This is a genomic window from Streptomyces sp. NBC_00385, assembly GCF_035917155.1.
Classification (GTDB): Bacteria; Actinomycetota; Actinomycetes; order Streptomycetales; family Streptomycetaceae; genus Streptomyces; species Streptomyces poriferorum.
Genome location: NZ_CP107951.1, coordinates 4275276 through 4293151, shown reverse-complemented (window position 1 = coordinate 4293151; position 17876 = coordinate 4275276). Strand labels below are relative to the sequence as shown.

Annotated in this window: 17 protein-coding genes; 9 read left to right on the top strand and 8 right to left on the bottom strand. The window is 67.6% G+C overall.

Features of this window, described 5'->3' with window-relative positions:
* Positions 1–31: 31 nt before the first annotated feature.
* From gyrB to dnaA, 6 genes are all read right to left on the bottom strand, one after another.
* A complete protein-coding gene (gene gyrB, locus OG959_RS19095) occupies positions 32–2137 on the bottom strand; it encodes a DNA topoisomerase (ATP-hydrolyzing) subunit B (protein ID WP_326660003.1) in 2106 nt (701 codons plus the stop codon).
* Between the two features lie 403 nt (positions 2138–2540).
* Positions 2541–3101: a DUF721 domain-containing protein gene (locus OG959_RS19090; protein ID WP_326660001.1), complete on the bottom strand. Its 561-nt coding sequence runs from the start codon at positions 3099–3101 to the stop codon at positions 2541–2543.
* Complete coding sequence (gene recF, locus OG959_RS19085) at positions 3098–4228, bottom strand: DNA replication/repair protein RecF (RefSeq protein ID WP_326659999.1); 1131 nt, start codon at positions 4226–4228, stop codon at positions 3098–3100. The genes OG959_RS19090 and recF overlap by 4 nt, the downstream gene beginning before the upstream one ends.
* Positions 4229–4301: 73 nt before the next feature.
* Positions 4302–5180, bottom strand: a complete 879-nt coding sequence (gene gnd, locus OG959_RS19080) for a phosphogluconate dehydrogenase (NAD(+)-dependent, decarboxylating) (RefSeq protein ID WP_326659998.1) — start codon at positions 5178–5180, stop codon at positions 4302–4304.
* Between the two features lie 146 nt (positions 5181–5326).
* Positions 5327–6457: a DNA polymerase III subunit beta gene (dnaN, locus tag OG959_RS19075; protein ID WP_148022051.1), complete on the bottom strand. Its 1131-nt coding sequence runs from the start codon at positions 6455–6457 to the stop codon at positions 5327–5329.
* A gap of 953 nt (positions 6458–7410) precedes the next feature.
* Positions 7411–9213 carry a chromosomal replication initiator protein DnaA gene (dnaA, locus tag OG959_RS19070; RefSeq protein WP_326659996.1) on the bottom strand — a complete coding sequence of 601 codons (1803 nt, stop codon included), beginning with the start codon at positions 9211–9213 and terminating at the stop codon, positions 7411–7413.
* A gap of 380 nt (positions 9214–9593) precedes the next feature.
* Between dnaA and rpmH the strand changes: the two genes are divergently transcribed.
* From rpmH to OG959_RS19025, 9 genes are all read left to right on the top strand, one after another.
* Positions 9594–9731, top strand: coding sequence for a 50S ribosomal protein L34 (gene rpmH, locus OG959_RS19065; RefSeq protein ID WP_010985740.1), 138 nt, complete (start codon positions 9594–9596; stop codon positions 9729–9731).
* A 21-nt stretch (positions 9732–9752) separates the two neighbouring features.
* Positions 9753–10124 carry a ribonuclease P protein component gene (gene rnpA, locus OG959_RS19060; RefSeq protein WP_148019659.1) on the top strand — a complete coding sequence of 124 codons (372 nt, stop codon included), beginning with the start codon at positions 9753–9755 and terminating at the stop codon, positions 10122–10124.
* Positions 10121–10480: a membrane protein insertion efficiency factor YidD gene (yidD, locus tag OG959_RS19055; RefSeq protein WP_219569142.1), complete on the top strand. Its 360-nt coding sequence runs from the start codon at positions 10121–10123 to the stop codon at positions 10478–10480. Before rnpA ends, yidD begins: the two co-directional genes overlap by 4 nt.
* A gap of 3 nt (positions 10481–10483) precedes the next feature.
* A complete protein-coding gene (gene yidC, locus OG959_RS19050) occupies positions 10484–11752 on the top strand; it encodes a membrane protein insertase YidC (protein WP_326659988.1) in 1269 nt (422 codons plus the stop codon).
* A 14-nt stretch (positions 11753–11766) separates the two neighbouring features.
* Positions 11767–12276 (top strand): Jag family protein, encoded by a 510-nt coding sequence (locus OG959_RS19045; protein WP_326659986.1) that lies wholly within the window; start codon positions 11767–11769, stop codon positions 12274–12276.
* An 84-nt stretch (positions 12277–12360) separates the two neighbouring features.
* Complete coding sequence (rsmG, locus tag OG959_RS19040) at positions 12361–13101, top strand: 16S rRNA (guanine(527)-N(7))-methyltransferase RsmG (RefSeq protein WP_389057157.1); 741 nt, start codon at positions 12361–12363, stop codon at positions 13099–13101.
* A gap of 223 nt (positions 13102–13324) precedes the next feature.
* A complete protein-coding gene (locus OG959_RS19035; protein WP_326666470.1) occupies positions 13325–14401 on the top strand; it encodes a ParA family protein in 1077 nt (358 codons plus the stop codon).
* Complete coding sequence (locus OG959_RS19030; protein ID WP_326659984.1) at positions 14398–15501, top strand: ParB/RepB/Spo0J family partition protein; 1104 nt, start codon at positions 14398–14400, stop codon at positions 15499–15501. The genes OG959_RS19035 and OG959_RS19030 overlap by 4 nt, the downstream gene beginning before the upstream one ends.
* Before the next feature lie 229 nt (positions 15502–15730).
* Positions 15731–16348, top strand: a complete 618-nt coding sequence (locus OG959_RS19025) for a GNAT family N-acetyltransferase (protein ID WP_326659982.1) — start codon at positions 15731–15733, stop codon at positions 16346–16348.
* 74 nt (positions 16349–16422) lie between these two features.
* Here the strand turns inward: OG959_RS19025 and trxA are convergent, their stop codons facing one another.
* Both trxA and trxB read right to left on the bottom strand, forming a co-directional pair.
* Positions 16423–16752, bottom strand: coding sequence for a thioredoxin (gene trxA / locus OG959_RS19020; protein WP_219569130.1), 330 nt, complete (start codon positions 16750–16752; stop codon positions 16423–16425).
* 42 nt (positions 16753–16794) lie between these two features.
* On the bottom strand, positions 16795–17757 hold the full coding sequence (gene trxB, locus OG959_RS19015; protein WP_148019650.1) for a thioredoxin-disulfide reductase: 963 nt from the start codon (positions 17755–17757) through the stop codon (positions 16795–16797).
* Positions 17758–17876 lie beyond the last annotated feature (119 nt).

The following is a 17876-nucleotide window of genomic DNA, read 5'->3' as shown; positions in this document are numbered from 1 at the left end:
GTCGCCGGACCCTCCTCCTTGTACGGCCGACTCAGATGTCGAGGAAGCGGACGTCCTTGGCGTTGCGCTGGATGAACGAGCGCCGCGCCTCGACGTCCTCACCCATCAGCACCGAGAACAGGTCGTCGGCCTGCGCCGCGTCGTCGAGCGTGACCTGGCCGAGCACACGGTGGTCGACGTCCATCGTGGTGACACGCAGCTCCTCGGCGTTCATCTCGCCGAGGCCCTTGAAGCGCTGGATCGAGTCTTCCTTGATCCGCTTGCCGTTCTCCTTGCCGAGCACCACGAGGGCGTCGCGCTCGCGGTCCGAGTACGCGTACTCGAAGTCGTCCCGGCCCCACTTGATCTTGTAGAGCGGCGGGCGCGACAGGTAGACATGCCCGGCCTCCACCAGCGGCCGCATGAAGCGGAAGAGGAACGTCAGCAGCAGGGTGTTGATGTGCTGACCGTCGACGTCGGCGTCCGCCATCAGAATGATCTTGTGATAGCGGAGCTTCTCGATGTCGAAGTCCTCGTGGACCCCGGTGCCGAAGGCCGAGATCAGCGCCTGGACCTCGGTGTTCTGCAGGATCTTGTCGATCCGGGCCTTCTCGACGTTAAGGATCTTGCCGCGGATCGGCAGGATGGCCTGGTACATCGGGTTACGGCCGGACTTCGCCGAACCGCCGGCGGAGTCACCCTCGACGATGAAGATCTCGCACTTCGTCGGGTCGTTGGACTGGCAGTCGCTCAGCTTGCCCGGCAGCGAGGCGCTCTCCAGGAGCCCCTTGCGGCGGGTCAGATCACGCGCCTTGCGGGCCGCCACACGGGCGGTCGAGGCGGCGATGCCCTTGCGGATGATGTCGGCGGCCTCGTTGGGGTTCCGGTCGAACCAGTCCGTCAGCTGCTCGTGGACGACCTTCTGCACGAAGGTCTTGGCCTCCGTGTTGCCCAGCTTGGTCTTCGTCTGCCCCTCGAACTGCGGCTCGCCCAGCTTCACCGAGATGATCGCCGTCAGACCCTCGCGGACGTCCTCACCGGTGAGGTTGTCGTCCTTCTCGCGCAGCAGCTTCTTGTCGCGCGCGTACCGGTTGACCAGCGAGGTCAGCGCCGCACGGAAGCCCTCCTCGTGCGCACCGCCCTCATGCGTGTGGATCGCGTTGGCGAAGGAGTAGACACCCTCGCTGTACTGCGTGTTCCACTGCATGGCGATCTCGGCCGAGAGGAGACGCTCCTTGTCCTCGGCCTCGATGTCGATCACCGACTGGTGAATGACGTCGCCCTTGCGGGAGTTGAGGTACTTGACGAAGTCGACGATGCCGTTCTCGTAGTGGTAGGTGACCGTGCGGGTCGTCTCCTCCTCGGGGACGTCCACCGCCTCCGCGCTGTCCGCACCGGCCGTCGCCTTCGCCGACTCGCGCTCGTCGGTCAGCTTGAGGGTGAGGCCCTTGTTGAGGAAGGCCATCTCCTGGAAGCGCCGCGCGAGGGTCTCGAAGGAGTACTCGGTCGTCTCGAAGATGTCGCCGTCGGCCCAGAAGGTGACCGTCGTGCCCGTCTCCTCGGTGGCCTCGTTCTGCGCCAGCGGGGCCGTCGGAACGCCGAACTTGTAGTCCTGGGTCCAGCGGTAGCCGTCCGTCCTGACCTCGACGGCCACCCGCGTGGACAGGGCGTTGACCACGGAGACACCGACGCCGTGCAGACCACCGGAGACGGCGTAACCGCCGCCGCCGAACTTTCCGCCCGCGTGCAGGACGGTGAGGACGACCTCGACGGCCGGCTTGCCCTCGGAGGGGACGATGCCGACCGGGATGCCGCGGCCGTTGTCGATCACACGGACCCCGCCGTCGGCGAGGATCGTGACGTCGATGGTGTCCGCGTGCCCGGCCATGGCCTCGTCGACCGAGTTGTCGACGACCTCCTGCACGAGGTGGTGGAGACCGCGCTCACCGGTCGAGCCGATGTACATGCCAGGTCGCTTGCGGACCGCGTCCAGACCCTCGAGCACGGTGATCGCGTTGGCGTCGTACGAGGCTTTCACCTCACCCGAAGCCTTCACCTCGGCCGGGGCGGGAGCAACGCTGCTCTCACCGGGGGTGGACGGAATGTTCTCGTTGGGGTTGCCGGAATCGGCCACGAAGCGCCCTTTCTGGCACAGCACAGGCCGTTCTCCGGGCAGGCGGGAGCGGCTGCGTCGTTCGGCTTGTATCGACGAATCCCGCAAGGACGCGGGATTGTCCACCAGTCTACCGGTAGCGCCGACCCGAATGGGGGTTTGCCGGTACCTGAGTCCGCATGTGCCGCCCTGAATGAGCGCCTGACGACTCCCCATATCCGGGAAGGGGCCTCAAGAGGCTCACACGGGCATTGAGCGCTTCGGCCTGTCAGCCTCCCGCTACGGTGAGGGACGCCCGCTGCCCGCCGTACGGTTTCAACCACCGCACACCCTCACAACACGGGTACCCCGGTCATCGGCGGCAACAGGGGCATACCCCGCACCCGGGCCCTCGCGCACAGCGCCGGAACCCTCGTGAATCAGGGGAGAAAGACCTGGTCAGTGCCGGTCATCCATAGGTGTCGCCCGGGCCCGTGCTGCCCGGCGCGCGCAGCGGACCGTATCTCCGCGCGGGCCCTCCCGGCCCCAGGACCTTGATCATCCGGACGGTGCCGTGCCCCAGATCCGCGTTCAGCCGGGCCACCAGCTGCGGCGCCAGCAGCCTCAGCTGCGTCGCCCACGCCGTGGAGTCGCACTGCACCGTCAGCACCCGCTCGTCGGGGTCCTCGTCGTAACGCAACGGCACACAGTGATTCGCCAGATCGTCACCCACGATCTGCGGCCAGCGGCCCATCACACCGCCCACCGCGGCCGGCGTCTCCCAGCCGCGCTCGGTGATCAGACGGTTGATCGCGGCGCCCAGCGGCAGCGGATCCCGGCCGTCGGCGCGCGCACCGGAGCGCAGCCCGCCGCCCCGCCGGGCCTGCTTCTTCTGCTGGGCGGCCGCACCGCGCGCCTTCGCCTGCTCCTTCGCCGCGCGCAGGGCCACCCGCGCCAGGTCCACGCCCGAGGGCTCCGGCTGCTTCGCCGCGTCCCCGGCCGGGTCCTTGCCGTCTCCGTCGCCGCTCACAGCCGGTCCACCTCACCGGCGGACACCGCGTACCGCGTCCCCGCGAGCACCCCGGGGACGTCGTCGTCCACCGCGGCCGTCACCAGCACCTGCTCACCGGGAGCCACCAGCTCGGCCAGCCGCTCCCGGCGCCGTGCGTCCAGTTCGGCGAAGACGTCGTCCAGGACCAGCACCGGCTCATTGCCCTCGGATCGCAGCAGATCGTACGAGGCCAGCCGCAGGGCCAGCGCGTACGACCAGGACTCCCCATGGCTGGCGTACCCCTTGGCCGGCATGGAGCGCAGGCCCAGCACCAGGTCGTCGCGGTGCGGGCCGACCAGCGTCACACCGCGCTCGATCTCCTGCTTGCGCACGTCGGCGAGCGCCGCGATCAGCTGCCCGTACAACTCCTCGCGCGTGCGCGCGGGCTCCACCTCGGCGCCCACCGAGCTCCGGTACTCGAGCGTCACCGGACCGCCGCCGGGCGCCACGTCCGCGTACGCCTTGTCGGCCAGCGGCTGCAGCGTCGCGATCAGATCCAGCCGCTGCGCCAGCAGCTCGGCGCCCACGCGGCCCAGATGCTGGTCCCATACGTCGAGCGTCGACAGGTCCATGGACCGTCCGCCGTGGCGGCGCGCCATCGCCGCGGACTTCAGCAGCGTGTTGCGCTGTTTCAGCACCCGCTCGTAGTCGGAGCGCACCCCGGCCATGCGCGGCGAACGCGCCGTGACCAGCTCGTCGAGGAACCGCCGGCGCTCACCGGGGTCGCCCTTGACCAGCGCGAGATCCTCCGGCGCGAACAGCACCGTGCGCACTATCCCCAGCACATCGCGGGGTCTGACCTGCGACGATCTATTGATCCGGGCGCGATTGGCCTTGCCCGGGTTCAGCTCCAGCTCGACCAGCTGGGACCGCTCGCCCTGGGTGACGGCCGCCCTGATGACGGCCCGGTCGGCACCCATCCGCACCAGGGGGGCGTCGGAGGAGACGCGGTGGCTGCCGAGCGTCGCGAGGTAGCCGACGGCCTCTACGAGGTTGGTCTTGCCCTGCCCGTTGGCGCCCACGAACGCGGTGACGCCCGGGTCGAGAGGGACCTCGACCCGGGCGTACGAGCGGAAGTCGGCCAGCGACAGATGCGTGACATGCATGGTGTACGCCGACCTTTCCGGCTTTCCGCTCCGTGCTCTGTGCTTCGTTGCGGCTACTGCTTGTTCTCGACCGCTACTTCTTGTTCTCGACCGCGTGGCCGCCGAACTGGTTGCGCAGCGCGGCGATCATCTTCATCTGCGGGGAGTCGTCCTGGCGCGAGGCGAAGCGCGCGAAGAGCGACGCGGTGATCGCGGGCAGCGGGACGGCGTTGTCGATGGCCGCCTCCACCGTCCAGCGGCCCTCGCCCGAGTCGGCGGCGAAGCCACGGAGCTGGTCCAGGTGCTCGTCGTCGTCCAGCGCGTTGACCGCCAGGTCGAGCAGCCAGGAACGGATGACCGTGCCCTCCTGCCAGGAGCGGAAGACCTCGCGCACGTCCGTGACGGAGTCGACCTTCTCCAGGAGCTCCCAGCCCTCGGCGTAGGCCTGCATCATGGCGTACTCGATGCCGTTGTGAACCATCTTCGCGAAGTGGCCGGCGCCGACCTTGCCCGCGTGGACGGAGCCGAAGTCGCCCTCGGGCTTCAGGGCGTCGAAGACCGGCTGGACCTTCGCGACGTGCTCGACGTCGCCGCCGTACATCAGCGCGTAGCCGTTCTCCAGGCCCCAGACGCCGCCGGAGACTCCGCAGTCGACGAAGCCGATGCCCTTGATGCCCAGCTCGACCGCGTGCTTCTCGTCGTCGGTCCAGCGGGAGTTCCCGCCGTCCACGACGATGTCGCCGGGCGAGAGGAGCTCGGCCAGCTCGTCGATCGTCGACTGGGTCGCGGCACCGGCCGGGACCATGACCCACACGACGCGGGGGCCCTTCAGCTTGCCCACAAGCTCTTCGAGGCTGTGGACATCGGCGACGTCCGGGTTGCGGTCGTAACCGATGACGGTGTGGCCAGCGCGGCGGATGCGCTCGCGCATGTTGCCGCCCATCTTGCCGAGGCCGACGAGACCGAGCTCCATCAGAGATTCCTTAAGCGTTGTGCCGATTCGTACCCAGGACCGAGCCTACGCCCGGCGGGGGACAGGACGCCGGGCATGCTCGGCGCTGAACATGCCCGTCGGGTCCTGCCGCGATTCCTTGAACGACGGCAGGACCGGTGACCGGGTCAGCCGGAGAGGCGCACCGGCATGATCAGGTACTTGTACGCATCGTCCGCCTCGGCGTCCACGGCGGGCCGGCCGCTGAGCAGCGCGGGCTTGGTGGACGTCGTGAAGGAGAGCTGGGCGACCGGCGAGTCGATGGCGCTCAGGCCGTCGAGCAGGAAGGTCGGGTTGAAGGCGATCGAGATGTCGTCGCCCTCCAGCACGGAGTCGACGCGCTCCACAGCCTGTGCGTCGTCGCTGGAACCCGCTTCGAGGATCAGGACACCCTGCTCGAAGCTGAGCCGCACCGGGGTGTTGCGCTCGGCCACCAGCGCCACGCGCTTGACGGCCTCGACGAACGGGGCCGTCTCGATGACCGCGACCGAGTTGAACTCGGTGGGGAAGAGCGTGCGGTACTTCGGCAGGTCGCCTTCGAGCAGTCGGGTGGTCGTCCGCCGGCCCGCGCCCTCGAAGCCGATGAGGCCTTCACCCGCGCCGGAGCCCGACAGGGCGAGCGTCACGGTGTCACCGCTGGTCAGCGCCTTGGCCGTGTCGAGCAGCGTCTTGGCGGGGACGAGCGCGACGGCGGAGGCGTCGGCGTTCTCCGGCTTCCAGAGGAACTCGCGGACCGCGAAGCGGTAGCGGTCGGTGGAGGCGAGGGTGACGGTGTCGCCCTCGATCTCGATGCGCACACCGGTGAGCACGGGCAGCGTGTCGTCGCGGCCCGCGGCGATGGCGACCTGGGCGGCGGCGGAGGCGAAGACCTCGCCGGGCACGGTGCCGGTGGCGGTCGGCATCTGCGGAAGGGCGGGGTACTCCTCCACAGGAAGGGTGTGGAGAGTGAACCGCGAGGATCCGCAGGCGACCGTCGCCCGTACACCGTCTGTGGAAATCTCCACCGGCCGGTTGGGCAGGGCGCGGCAGATGTCGGCAAGCAGCCGGCCGGAGACGAGCACCGTGCCGTCCTCCTCGATCTCGGCATCCACCGAGACCCGGGCCGAGACCTCGTAGTCGAAGCTCGAGAAGCTGAGGGCTCCGTCCTCAGCCTTCAGCAGAAGGCCCGCAAGAACGGGCGCCGGCGGACGGGCCGGGAGGCTACGGGCCACCCAGGCCACAGCCTCCGCGAGTACATCGCGCTCCACCCGGATCTTCACCGGAACCGCCTCCTGCTGTTGCTCGCTCGCCCTGCTGGCCTTCGTCGTCTGGTCGGGTCGCTCCACCGATGCCGGGGGGAGGACGCCGGGGACCAGTCTGACGTACGGCACCGACACTCGGTGCTGCTCGGGGTCAAGTCGCGACGAGAGGTTCGGAGAGCTCCGGCACCGAGTTGTGCACAGGCCCCACTTCGAAGCGGATTCCGGGCTAACTATAGGTGGCAGTAGTAGTAGGGCCTGTGGAAACGGTGGATAACGTCGTTTTCGCAGGTCAGGCCCAGTTTTTTGTCCACCGACCCTGTGGGTGGAACCGGTGGACAACCCGGTGTTTCTGTGGACACCCGAAAGTTGTGCACATCCGATACACAGGGCAGGGGGGTTTCTCCCCAGGGCTGTCCCCAGCTTTACCCACGTTCCCCACAGCCCAATCGACCCTCTCGGTGTGACGCCTTTCACTCGGGGCGGTGAAAGCGGGTGTTGCGTTGCCGAACAGTGGACAGCGGTGTGGAGAAGCCCGTCCTTCCTGGGGAAAACGGCCGCCGTCCTGTGGGCCGACGGTGGACAACATCGAAGGCCCCCTGTGGACGAAAAACTTGTCCACAGGCTGTGGATCATTGTTGACCACAAATCCCCAGGCCCCTGAGCTGGCCTGATGGAGTATCGGCTGCCTCGCCTGTGGAAGCAGTATGGACAACTTTTGGATCCCCAGGCTGTGGAGGGAAAATTCTCCCCAGATCTGTGGAGAACACCCGTGTCCTGGCAGGTATTCGAACAGCGAGGCCGGGCGGAAGCGCTCGTGATCGTCGTGACGACGGCCTGTGGGCGCCTCGCCGGCGCCGCCGACCGGGGTTGCCTGGCGTTCCACGGGGAACGGAGAAGGGCGCTGTGCGGACTCCTGACGAGTCCGCACAGCGCCCTTCGGTCGCGTGCGTGGGCCGACTGCGGGAGGGCCGTCAGCCGTTCTTGATGCGGTTGGTGAGCTCGGTGACCTGGTTGTAGATGGAGCGCCGCTCCGCCATCAGCGCGCGGATCTTGCGGTCGGCGTGCATCACCGTCGTATGGTCCCGGCCGCCGAACTGCGCACCGATCTTGGGCAGTGACAGGTCCGTCAGCTCGCGGCACAGATACATGGCGATCTGGCGCGCCGTCACCAGCACGCGGCTGCGCGAGGATCCGCAGAGATCCTCCACCGTCAGACCGAAGTAGTCCGCGGTCGCCGCCATGATGGCCGTCGCCGTGATCTCCGGAGCGGAGTCCTCGCCGCCGGGGATCAGGTCCTTCAGCACGATCTCGGTCAGCCCGAGGTCCACCGGCTGACGGTTGAGGCTGGCGAAGGCCGTCACCCGGATGAGAGCGCCCTCCAGCTCACGGATGTTGCGGGAGATACGGGAGGCAATGAACTCCAGGACCTCCGGAGGGGCGTTGAGCTGCTCCTGTACCGCCTTCTTGCGCAGGATCGCGATGCGCGTCTCCAGCTCCGGAGGCTGCACGTCGGTGGTCAGACCCCACTCGAAACGATTCCGCAGCCGGTCCTCCAGGGTCACCAGCTGCTTGGGCGGGCGGTCCGAGGACAGCACGATCTGCTTGTTGGCGTTGTGGAGCGTATTGAAGGTGTGGAAGAACTCCTCCTGCGTCGACTCCTTGCTCGCCAGGAACTGGATGTCGTCGACCAGCAGGATGTCCACGTCGCGGTACCGCTTGCGGAAGGTGTCGCCCTTGCCGTCACGGATCGAGTTGATGAACTCGTTGGTGAACTCCTCGGAGCTCACGTACCGCACGCGGGTGCCCGGGTAGAGGCTGCGGGCGTAGTGCCCGATGGCATGCAGCAGGTGGGTCTTGCCGAGCCCCGACTCCCCGTAGATGAAGAGCGGGTTGTACGCCTTCGCGGGCGCTTCGGCCACCGCGACGGCCGCGGCGTGCGCGAACCGGTTCGAGGCCCCGATGACGAAGGTGTCGAAGAGGTACTTCGGGTTCAGCCGCGCGTGCGGTTCACCGGGGCCGGGCGCCGGTGCGGGCTGGGCGCCCATGGGGCCGGTGCCGCCGCCGGGCCGTCCGGTGCCGCCGCCCTGCCGGTGCTGGGGCTCCTGCATGTCGTGGCGCTCGGGGCGCTGGGACTCGTACCCCTGGCGCTCGGGCGGTTGCGGACGGTAGTCGTGCTGCGGCTGCTGCTGGGGGCGGCCGGCTCCGTACGGCTCGCGCCACTGCTCGGGGGACGGTTCGCGGTCCTGGAACCCGCCGAGCCGGGGCTGCTGCCAGGAGAGGTCCTCCTGGGTGCGCGGCCAGGCGCCCGGTTCGGGGCGCTGCTGCTGATAGTCGGGGTAGGCGGGCCGGGCCGTCGGCATGCCGTCGTCCGAGGGGCGGTGGCCGTATCCGTCGTAGCCGTCGTTGTGCTGCCGCTCGTCGTGCTGGGGTCCCTGGTAGCGGTGCTGCTGAGGCTGCTGGGACTGGTGCATGGGGGGCGCCGGAGGATTCGGGGGTTCGCCCGCGGAGTCGTCGACCGTGATCGCGATCCGGATCGGCCGCCCGCACTCGCGGCTCAGGGTCTCGCTGATGAGCGGGGCGAGCCGGCCCTCCAGGACGCGCTTGCCCCATTCATTGGGGACGGCGAGCAGCGCGGTGTCGGCGACCAGGGCGAGCGGCTGGCAGCGCTCGATCCACTGCTTGTCCTTCGGCTCGATGCCCTGCTGGCCCTCCCCGAGGAGTTGCTCCAGCACGCGTGGCCACACTGCGGCAAGATCGGCAGGTACGTCAGCCACAAGGCACGCTCTCTCGCTGGTCCCACGAATGTGTGGTTCTCGGGACGTATGGGTCGGGATGGGTGAGGACCGGCAGGCGGGAAGAAAAAGAACCGGAGTTCAGCCACGGTAGGCGGGCCGACCCATGCGGTTCAAGTCGTTGTCCACAGGCTGTGCACAATGGGGGGTCCGACAGGGTCGGTTTGACCGGATGGCGTAGCCGCGCGTACCGTGACCAGGTCGAGTTGTCGATGGCTGCTGCCGCCTGCCTCCGATGGGCAAAGATCACGATCTGTGATTGTGAAGCGGTGCAACTAGGGCGTTTACGCGAGTCTCTCGTGGGCGCACGGTGACAGCCAGGCGATGTCCCGCCAACAAACGATCATTACTGGAGCCCCCGAGTGAGCAAGCGCACCTTCCAGCCGAACAACCGTCGTCGCGCGAAGACCCACGGTTTCCGTCTGCGTATGCGGACCCGTGCCGGCCGCGCGATCCTCGCGTCCCGCCGTGGCAAGGGCCGCGCCAGCCTGTCCGCCTGATCGCGTACAGGTCGTCATGACGTGCTGCCTACCGAGAATCGGCTGAGGCGGCGCGAGGACTTCGCGACCGCGGTACGACGAGGACGCAGGGCAGGCCGCCCGCTACTCGTCGTTCATCTACGCAGCGGTGCAACGGACCCGCACGTGACTGGGGAGACTGCTCCCCCGCCGCGTGCGGGTTTCGTTGTCAGCAAAGCAGTGGGTGGCGCGGTCGTCCGCACAGCGGTGAAGCGAAGGCTTCGCCATCTGGTCCGTGAACGGCTGGCCCTGCTGCCCCCCGGTAGCCTGGTTGTCGTACGCGCGTTGCCCGGTTCGGGTGACGCCGACCATGAACAGCTGGCCCGAGACCTGGATGCCGCTCTCCAGCGGCTGCTGGGAGGGGGCGCGCGATGAAGTACCCGCTGCTGGCTCTCATCAAGCTGTACCAGTGGACGATCAGCCCACTACTCGGGCCTGTCTGCCGTTACTACCCGTCGTGTTCCCACTATGGATATACGGCGATCGACCGGCACGGAGCGATCAAGGGCACGGCGCTGACAGCCTGGCGCATCCTGCGATGCAATCCGTGGTCACCCGGCGGCGTGGATCACGTTCCACCACGCAAACGTCCGCGTTGGCACGAACTGCTGCGTAGTGCCGTACGCGGCAGCAAGGGCGGGGACTCCGCCGCTGATGTGCCTTCCGGGAAGTCGGCCACCGACCTCCCGGGCCCGGCCGCAGAGACTTCGCCCAATGCTCAAGGAGCCTGATTAGTGGACACGATTGCCAGTCTGTTCAGCTTCATCACGTGGCCCGTTTCCTGGGTCATCGTCCAGTTCCACAAGTTGTACGGGGCGATCTTCGGCCCCGACACGGGATGGGCCTGGGGTCTTTCCATCGTGTCCCTCGTGGTGCTGATCCGTATCTGTCTGATCCCGCTGTTCGTCAAGCAGATCAAGTCGACGCGGAACATGCAGGTGCTCCAGCCGAAGATGAAGGCGATCCAGGAGCGCTACAAGAGCGACAAGCAGCGTCAGTCCGAAGAGATGATGAAGCTGTACAAGGAGACGGGTACCAACCCGCTCTCCTCGTGCCTTCCCATCCTGGCGCAGTCGCCGTTCTTCTTCGCCCTGTACCACGTGCTCTCGGCCATCGCGTCGAACAAGAAGATCGGTGTCATCGACCAGTCGCTGCTCGACAGCGCTCGTCAGGCACACATCTTCGGTGCTCCGCTGGCCGCCAAGTTCATGGACAGCGCCGAGAAGGTCGAGGCGCTCGGCGCCTCGCTGACCGATGTCCGGGTCGTCACCGCGGTCATGATCGTGATGATGTCGGCCTCGCAGTTCTTCACCCAGCGCCAGCTGATGACGAAGAACGTCGACCTCACGGTCAAGACGCCGTACATGCAGCAGCAGAAGATGCTCATGTACATCTTCCCGCTGATCTTCGCCGTCATGGGTATCAACTTCCCCGTCGGTGTCCTCGTCTACTGGCTCACCACGAACGTCTGGACCATGGGTCAGCAGATGTACGTGATCAATCAGAACCCCACCCCGGGCAGCAAGGCGCAGGAGCAGTACCTCGGGCGTCTCCTGAAGAGCGTCACCTCGCACGGTGAGGTGAAGGGCCGCACCCGGCGCAACACGGTCAAGCGCATCGTGGCCAAGGGCACGGACCGCAACGACATCGAGCGGAAGTTCGTGACGGGCCTGGCCAAGCTCGGCCTCGCTCCCCAGGAGGACGGCACGGTGGCCAAGAGCGACACCGCCGTCGCCGAGGCCGAGGGTGGAGCCGCACAGCGGCGCCAGCAGCCCAAGCGTCAGACGAAGGCGAAGCGCCAGACCACCGCGGGCCACCCGGGCGGGGCCAAGGATGCCGAGGCCGGCGAGTCCGAGTCGGATTCGAAGACCTCCCTGCAGAAGAGCGCACCGCAGGACGACAAGCCCAAGCCGGCGGGCAAGCCCGCGTCCGGCTCCTCACGCCAAGCCAAGTCCGGACAGCGCAAGGGCCCGCAGCGGCCCAAGCACCCGTCCAAGAAGTAAGAAGGAGTCCATCCGTGACGGAAGGCACCACCACCACGGCCGCTGAGGGCAGCGACACCTTGACCCGCCTTGAGCAGGAAGGGGAGATCGCAGCGGACTACCTTGAGGGCCTGCTCGACATCGCCGACCTGGACGGCGACATCGACATGGACGTCGAGGCGGACCGGGCCGCGGTCTCGATCATCAGTGAATCGGCACGTGAACTGCAGAAGCTCGTGGGCCGCGACGGTGAGGTGCTGGAGGCACTCCAGGAGCTGACGCGGCTGGCCGTGCACCGGGAGACCGGTGACCGCAGCCGTCTGATGCTCGACATCGCCGGATTCCGGGCCAAGAAGCGCACGGAACTCGCCGAGCTGGGTGCCAAGGCCGCGGACGAGGTCAAGAGCACCGGCGAGCCGGTGAAGCTCGACCCGATGACGCCCTTCGAGCGCAAGGTTGTGCACGACGCGGTCGCGGCCGCGGGTCTGCGCAGCGAATCGGAGGGCGAGGAGCCGCAGCGCTTCGTCGTCGTCCTTCCGGCCTGACCGGATCCTCTCGTGTCGGCCCCGTCTGTTCGCAGACGGGGCCGATCTTTGTCAGCCTGATAGTCAGCCACCCATGGTGCGGTAATGCGGTATGGAAGGACGGTTCCCGTGACGGAGGAAGTAGCGCTTCCCCAGGCGCCCGACGAGGCCCGGGAGGTGTTCGGTGAATGCTTTCCCGAGGCCGTCCGGTACGCGGAACTGCTGGCCGATGCAGGGGTCAAGCGTGGGCTGATCGGTCCGCGCGAGGTTCCGCGGCTGTGGGAGAGGCACCTGCTGAACTGTGCGGTGCTCTCCGAGGTCGTCCCTGACGGCGTCACGGTCTGCGATGTGGGCTCCGGTGCTGGCCTTCCGGGGATTCCTCTGGCGCTGGTGCGTCCGGATCTGAAGATCACTCTGCTGGAACCGTTGCTGCGGCGTACGAACTTCCTCCAGGAGGTCGTCGAACTGCTGGGGCTCGATCATGTGACGGTCGTCCGTGGCCGGGCTGAGGAGGTTCTGGGCACGCTTCAGCCGGTGCATGTGGTGACGGCTCGGGCGGTCGCACCGCTGGATCGCCTGGCGGGCTGGGGAGTGCCCCTGCTGCGCCCGTACGGGGAGATGCTGGCGCTCAAGGGTGACACCGCCGAGGAGGAGATCAACGGAGCGCGAGCGGCCCTCAGCAAGCTTGGCGTCGTGGAGACGGAGGTGCTCCACGTAGGTGAAGGCGTCGTTGACCCGATGTCCACCGTGGTGCGTGTGGTGGTGGGCGAGAGTCCTGGCGGTGTGAGGTTCGCCGCAAAGCGCGCCAAGGCCGCGCGGGTCAGCCGGACCCGTCGTCGCCGCTGAGCGCAGCTGTACGTACCCCGCGCGGAGTGTCGTGCCCCTGTAGCTACGCTGCAGGGGCATCGTGTTTCACGTGAAACGTCGCTCTCTGCTGCATGGAATCATCGGCCGTGGTCGTGCGGCCGCCACCCCTCGCCATCGCAGGCCCGTTAGGGCTACGGAGTTGTCCACAGAAGTGGATTCATCCACAGAAGAGCGGGCCTCGCTGGTTCGCGACCCCGAAACCATGGCAGGCTCTGCTCATTGCGAGCCTGAAGTCGAGGAGAGTGAATCCTTGCGGTCCGACGCCAACATCGCGGGACCGATGACCGATCCGGTCCCCGGTCCCCGAACCGAATCGGCGGGGGACGGTGTTTCACGTGAAACACCGCCGCCGATGGATGACACACCCATCGGCCGTGCGGCCCAGCTGGCGGTGGAGGCCCTCGGCCGTGCCGGCGAGGGGCTGCCGCGGCCTGACCAGACACGGGTCATGGTGGTGGCCAACCAGAAGGGCGGGGTAGGTAAGACCACCTCGACGGTCAACCTTGCCGCCTCGCTTGCGCTTCACGGCGCACGTGTTCTGGTGGTCGACCTCGACCCACAGGGGAACGCCTCTACGGCTCTGGGGATCGACCACCATGCCGAAGTCCCCTCCATCTATGACGTCCTGGTGGAGAGCAAACCGCTCTCTGACGTGGTCCAGCCGGTTCCGGACGTCGAAGGTCTGTTCTGTGCCCCGGCCACCATCGATCTTGCCGGTGCGGAGATCGAGCTGGTGTCGCTGGTGGCGCGGGAGAGCCGGCTGCAGCGAGCGATCCAGGCGTACGAGCAGCCGCTCGACTACATCCTGATCGACTGCCCGCCCTCGCTCGGCCTGCTGACGGTCAATGCTCTGGTAGCCGGTGCGGAGGTGCTGATCCCGATTCAGTGCGAGTACTACGCGCTGGAAGGGCTGGGACAGCTGCTGCGCAACGTCGACCTGGTGCGGGGGCACCTCAACCCCGATCTCCATGTGTCGACGATCCTGCTCACCATGTACGACGGCCGGACCAGGCTCGCGTCACAGGTCGCGGAGGAGGTGCGCAGTCACTTCGGCAAGGAGGTGTTGCGGACCAGCATTCCCCGGTCGGTGCGGATCTCGGAAGCGCCGAGCTACGGGCAGACCGTGCTCACGTACGACCCCGGTTCGAGCGGGTCCCTGTCCTACCTCGAAGCAGCCCGTGAGATCGCGTTGCGCGGGGTCGGGGTCCAGTACGAGGCCCAGCACGCCCAGACGGGCAGCCGGAACAGCCAGCAGAATACTTCGGAGGGGATCCAGTGAGTGAGCGTCGCAGAGGTTTGGGGCGAGGGCTAGGCGCCCTGATCCCCGCCGCTCCGCAGGAGAAGCAGGTGCCGCCCGCCGGGATGGGTACGTCCTCGCCCGGGACGATGCCGGTGCTGACGTCCGAGCGGGGTGTGGCCGTCGCAAAGGTGACCACGCTTGGCTCGGGTGGCCCTGTGGTGCCGGAGCCGAGCTCACCGGTCTCGGTGTCCGACGGTACGGCCGGTCCGGCAGAGGTGGCCGGGGCGTACTTTGCCGAGCTTCCCATCGACTCGATCACGCCGAACCCTCGTCAGCCGCGTGAGGTGTTCGACGAGGACGCGCTCGCGGAGCTGGTCACCTCCATCAAGGAGGTGGGTCTTCTCCAGCCCGTCGTCGTACGGAAAGCGGCATCCGGGCGCTTCGAGCTCATCATGGGCGAGCGGCGCTGGAGGGCCTGCCGTGAGGCCGATCTGAAGCAGATCCCGGCGATCGTCCGGGCGACTGACGACGAGAAGCTCCTACTGGACGCGCTTCTGGAGAACCTTCACCGGGCTCAGCTGAACCCCTTGGAGGAGGCGGCTGCGTACGACCAGCTGCTCAAGGACTTCAAGTGCACCCATGACCAGCTGGCCGACCGGATCGGGCGTTCCCGGCCGCAGGTGTCCAACACCCTGCGTCTGTTGCGGCTGTCTCCGCCGGTTCAGCGCCGGGTCGCGGCCGGGGTGCTGTCGGCAGGACACGCACGGGCGTTGCTGTCGGTGGACGACTCCGAGGAGCAGGACAAGCTGGCGCATCGCATCGTGGCCGAAGGGCTCTCCGTGCGCGCGGTCGAAGAGATCGTGACGCTCATGAGCTCCAGGCCCACGAGCACGGCGCGGTCGAAGGGGCCTCGAGCCGGGGGCCGGCTGTCGCCGGCACTGACCGACCTGGCGTCCCGGCTGTCCGACCGGTTCGAGACCAGGGTGAAGGTCGACCTCGGGCAGAAGAAGGGAAAGATCGTCGTCGAGTTCGCCTCGATGGAGGATCTGGACCGCATCCTCGGCAGCCTTGCGCCCGGAGAGGGGCGTGTCCTGGACCGCACGACCGCGGAGGAGACGGCCGAGGACGACGAGAGCTGACGTTCTTGCGTGGTGAGTGGCGGGCTGTGCTCCGGCGGATGACGGAGCACAGCCCGCTTTTCGTTTTCCGTAGGTGACGGACTGCCCTTTGCTTTTTCACGGTGTCGGCGTGATCCCTCGGTGGATACGATGCGTTCTGGTAGGGCGCATCCATTTGATCCACCTCCGCGAGCGGAGTGCACCGGCCGTCGCATGATGCGGTGGGTGAGGGAAGTGAGGAACAGCCTTCATGGGGCGTCGGCTCGTACCGCTCACGCTGGACAACCTGCCTGATCTCCCCCAGCGCTGCCGCTCGTGTGTGTTCTGGGAGCTCGATCCGGTCAGGGGAGACGCTGCGGTCAAGGGTGGCAGAGCCGAACGGGAGAAGGAGTCCTGGATCTCCGCCGTTCTGCTGGAGTGGGGATCCTGCGGCCGCGTGGTCTATGTCGACGACGTTGCGGCCGGCTTCGTCCTCTACGCTCCGCCCGCCTACGTGCCGAGAGCGACTGCCTTTCCGACGAGTCCTGTCTCCCCCGACGCGGTTCAGCTGATGACCGCCCTGATCCTGCCCGGATACCAGGGCCAGGGACTGGGCCGGGTCATGGTGCAGACGGTGGCCAAGGACCTGATCCGCCGGGGGTTCAAGGCCATCGAGGCCTTCGGGGACGCTCGCTGGAAGGAACCCGCCTGTGTGCTGCCCGCAGATCATCTGCTGTCAGTGGGCTTCAAGACCGTACGGCCCCACCCGGTGCACCCGCGGTTGCGACTGGAGCTCCGCACGACGTTGTCATGGAAGGAAGACGTAGAGATGGCCTTGGACCGGTTGCTGGGGGCCGTGCAGAAGGAGCCCGCGCTGCGGCCTCTGTGAGCAGAAACGTGAAACGGGCCCATCCCTCCGGGATGGGCCCGTTTCACGTGAAACAGCGGGACTGCTGTCCGGCTCTACTCGGTGATGAAGCCTTCGAGGTCGCGGAGGATCGCGGCCTTCGGCTTGGCACCGACGATGGTCTTGGCGACCTCGCCACCCTGGTAGACGTTCAGCGTCGGGATGGACATGACGCCGTACTTGGCAGCGGTGGCCGGGTTCTCGTCGATGTTGAGCTTGACGATCTCGATCTCACCGTGCTCGGCCGCGATTGCCTCCAGGGAGGGGGCGATCTGACGGCACGGACCGCACCAGGCAGCCCAGAAGTCCACCAGCACGGGCTTGTCGCTCTTCAGGACGACCTCGTCGAAGGAGTCGTCGGTCACGTTCTTCAGGGCGCCGGCCACGGCGGCCTCCTTAACTTCGCGGGGGTGTGGGTGAGGCGTGGATCAGACGGTGGCTGCGGCGGCCTTCTCGTCGTCGGCGAGCGCGGCCAGGAAGCGTTCGGCGTCGAGGGCGGCGGAGCAGCCTGTGCCGGCAGCGGTGATGGCCTGCCGGTAGGTGTGGTCGACGACATCGCCGGCGCCGAAGACACCGGTGAGGTTGGTGCGCGTCGAGGGAGCGGCGACCTTGAGGTAGCCCTCGTCGTCGAGGTCGAGCTGGCCCTTGAAGAGCTCCGTGCGCGGGTCGTGGCCGACGGCGATGAACAGGCCGGTCACGGGGAGCTCGGACGTCTCGCCGGTCTTCGTGTTGCGCAGGGTCAGCCCGGAGAGCTTCTGCTCGCCGTGGACACCGGCGACCTCGCTGTCCCAGGCGAACTTGATCTTCGGGTCGGCGAAGGCGCGGTCCTGCATGGCCTTGGAGGCACGCAGGGAGTCGCGGCGGTGGACGATGGTGACCGACTTGGCGAAGCGGGAGAGGAACGTGGCCTCTTCCATCGCGGTGTCACCGCCGCCGACCACGGCGATGTCCTGGTCCTTGAAGAAGAAGCCGTCGCAGGTCGCGCACCAGGAGACGCCGCGTCCGGAGAGGGCGTCCTCGTTGGGCAGACCGAGCTTGCGGTGCTGCGAACCGGTGGTGACGATGACGGCCTTGGCACGGTGCACCGTGCCGGCGGTGTCGGTGACCGTCTTGATGTCACCCGTGAGGTCCACGGAGATCACGTCGTCCGGGATGAGCTCGGCGCCGAAGCGCTCAGCCTGGGCGCGCATGTTGTCCATGAGCTCCGGGCCCATGATCCCGTCCTGGAAACCGGGGAAGTTCTCCACGTCGGTGGTGTTCATCAACGCGCCACCGGCGGTGACGGCGCCCTCGAACACCAGCGGCTTCAGCGAGGCACGCGCGGTGTACAGGGCGGCTGTATAGCCCGCGGGGCCGGAGCCGATGATGATCACATTACGCACGTCGCTCACGGGTTTCTTCCTCGTCTCTGCAGACTGCCTACTGTCCACGCCTACTGGGGTCGGTTCAACGACTCTCACCCCACCCAACGGATCCTACGGGGGATGCATTCCCGACGTGCCGGGGCAGC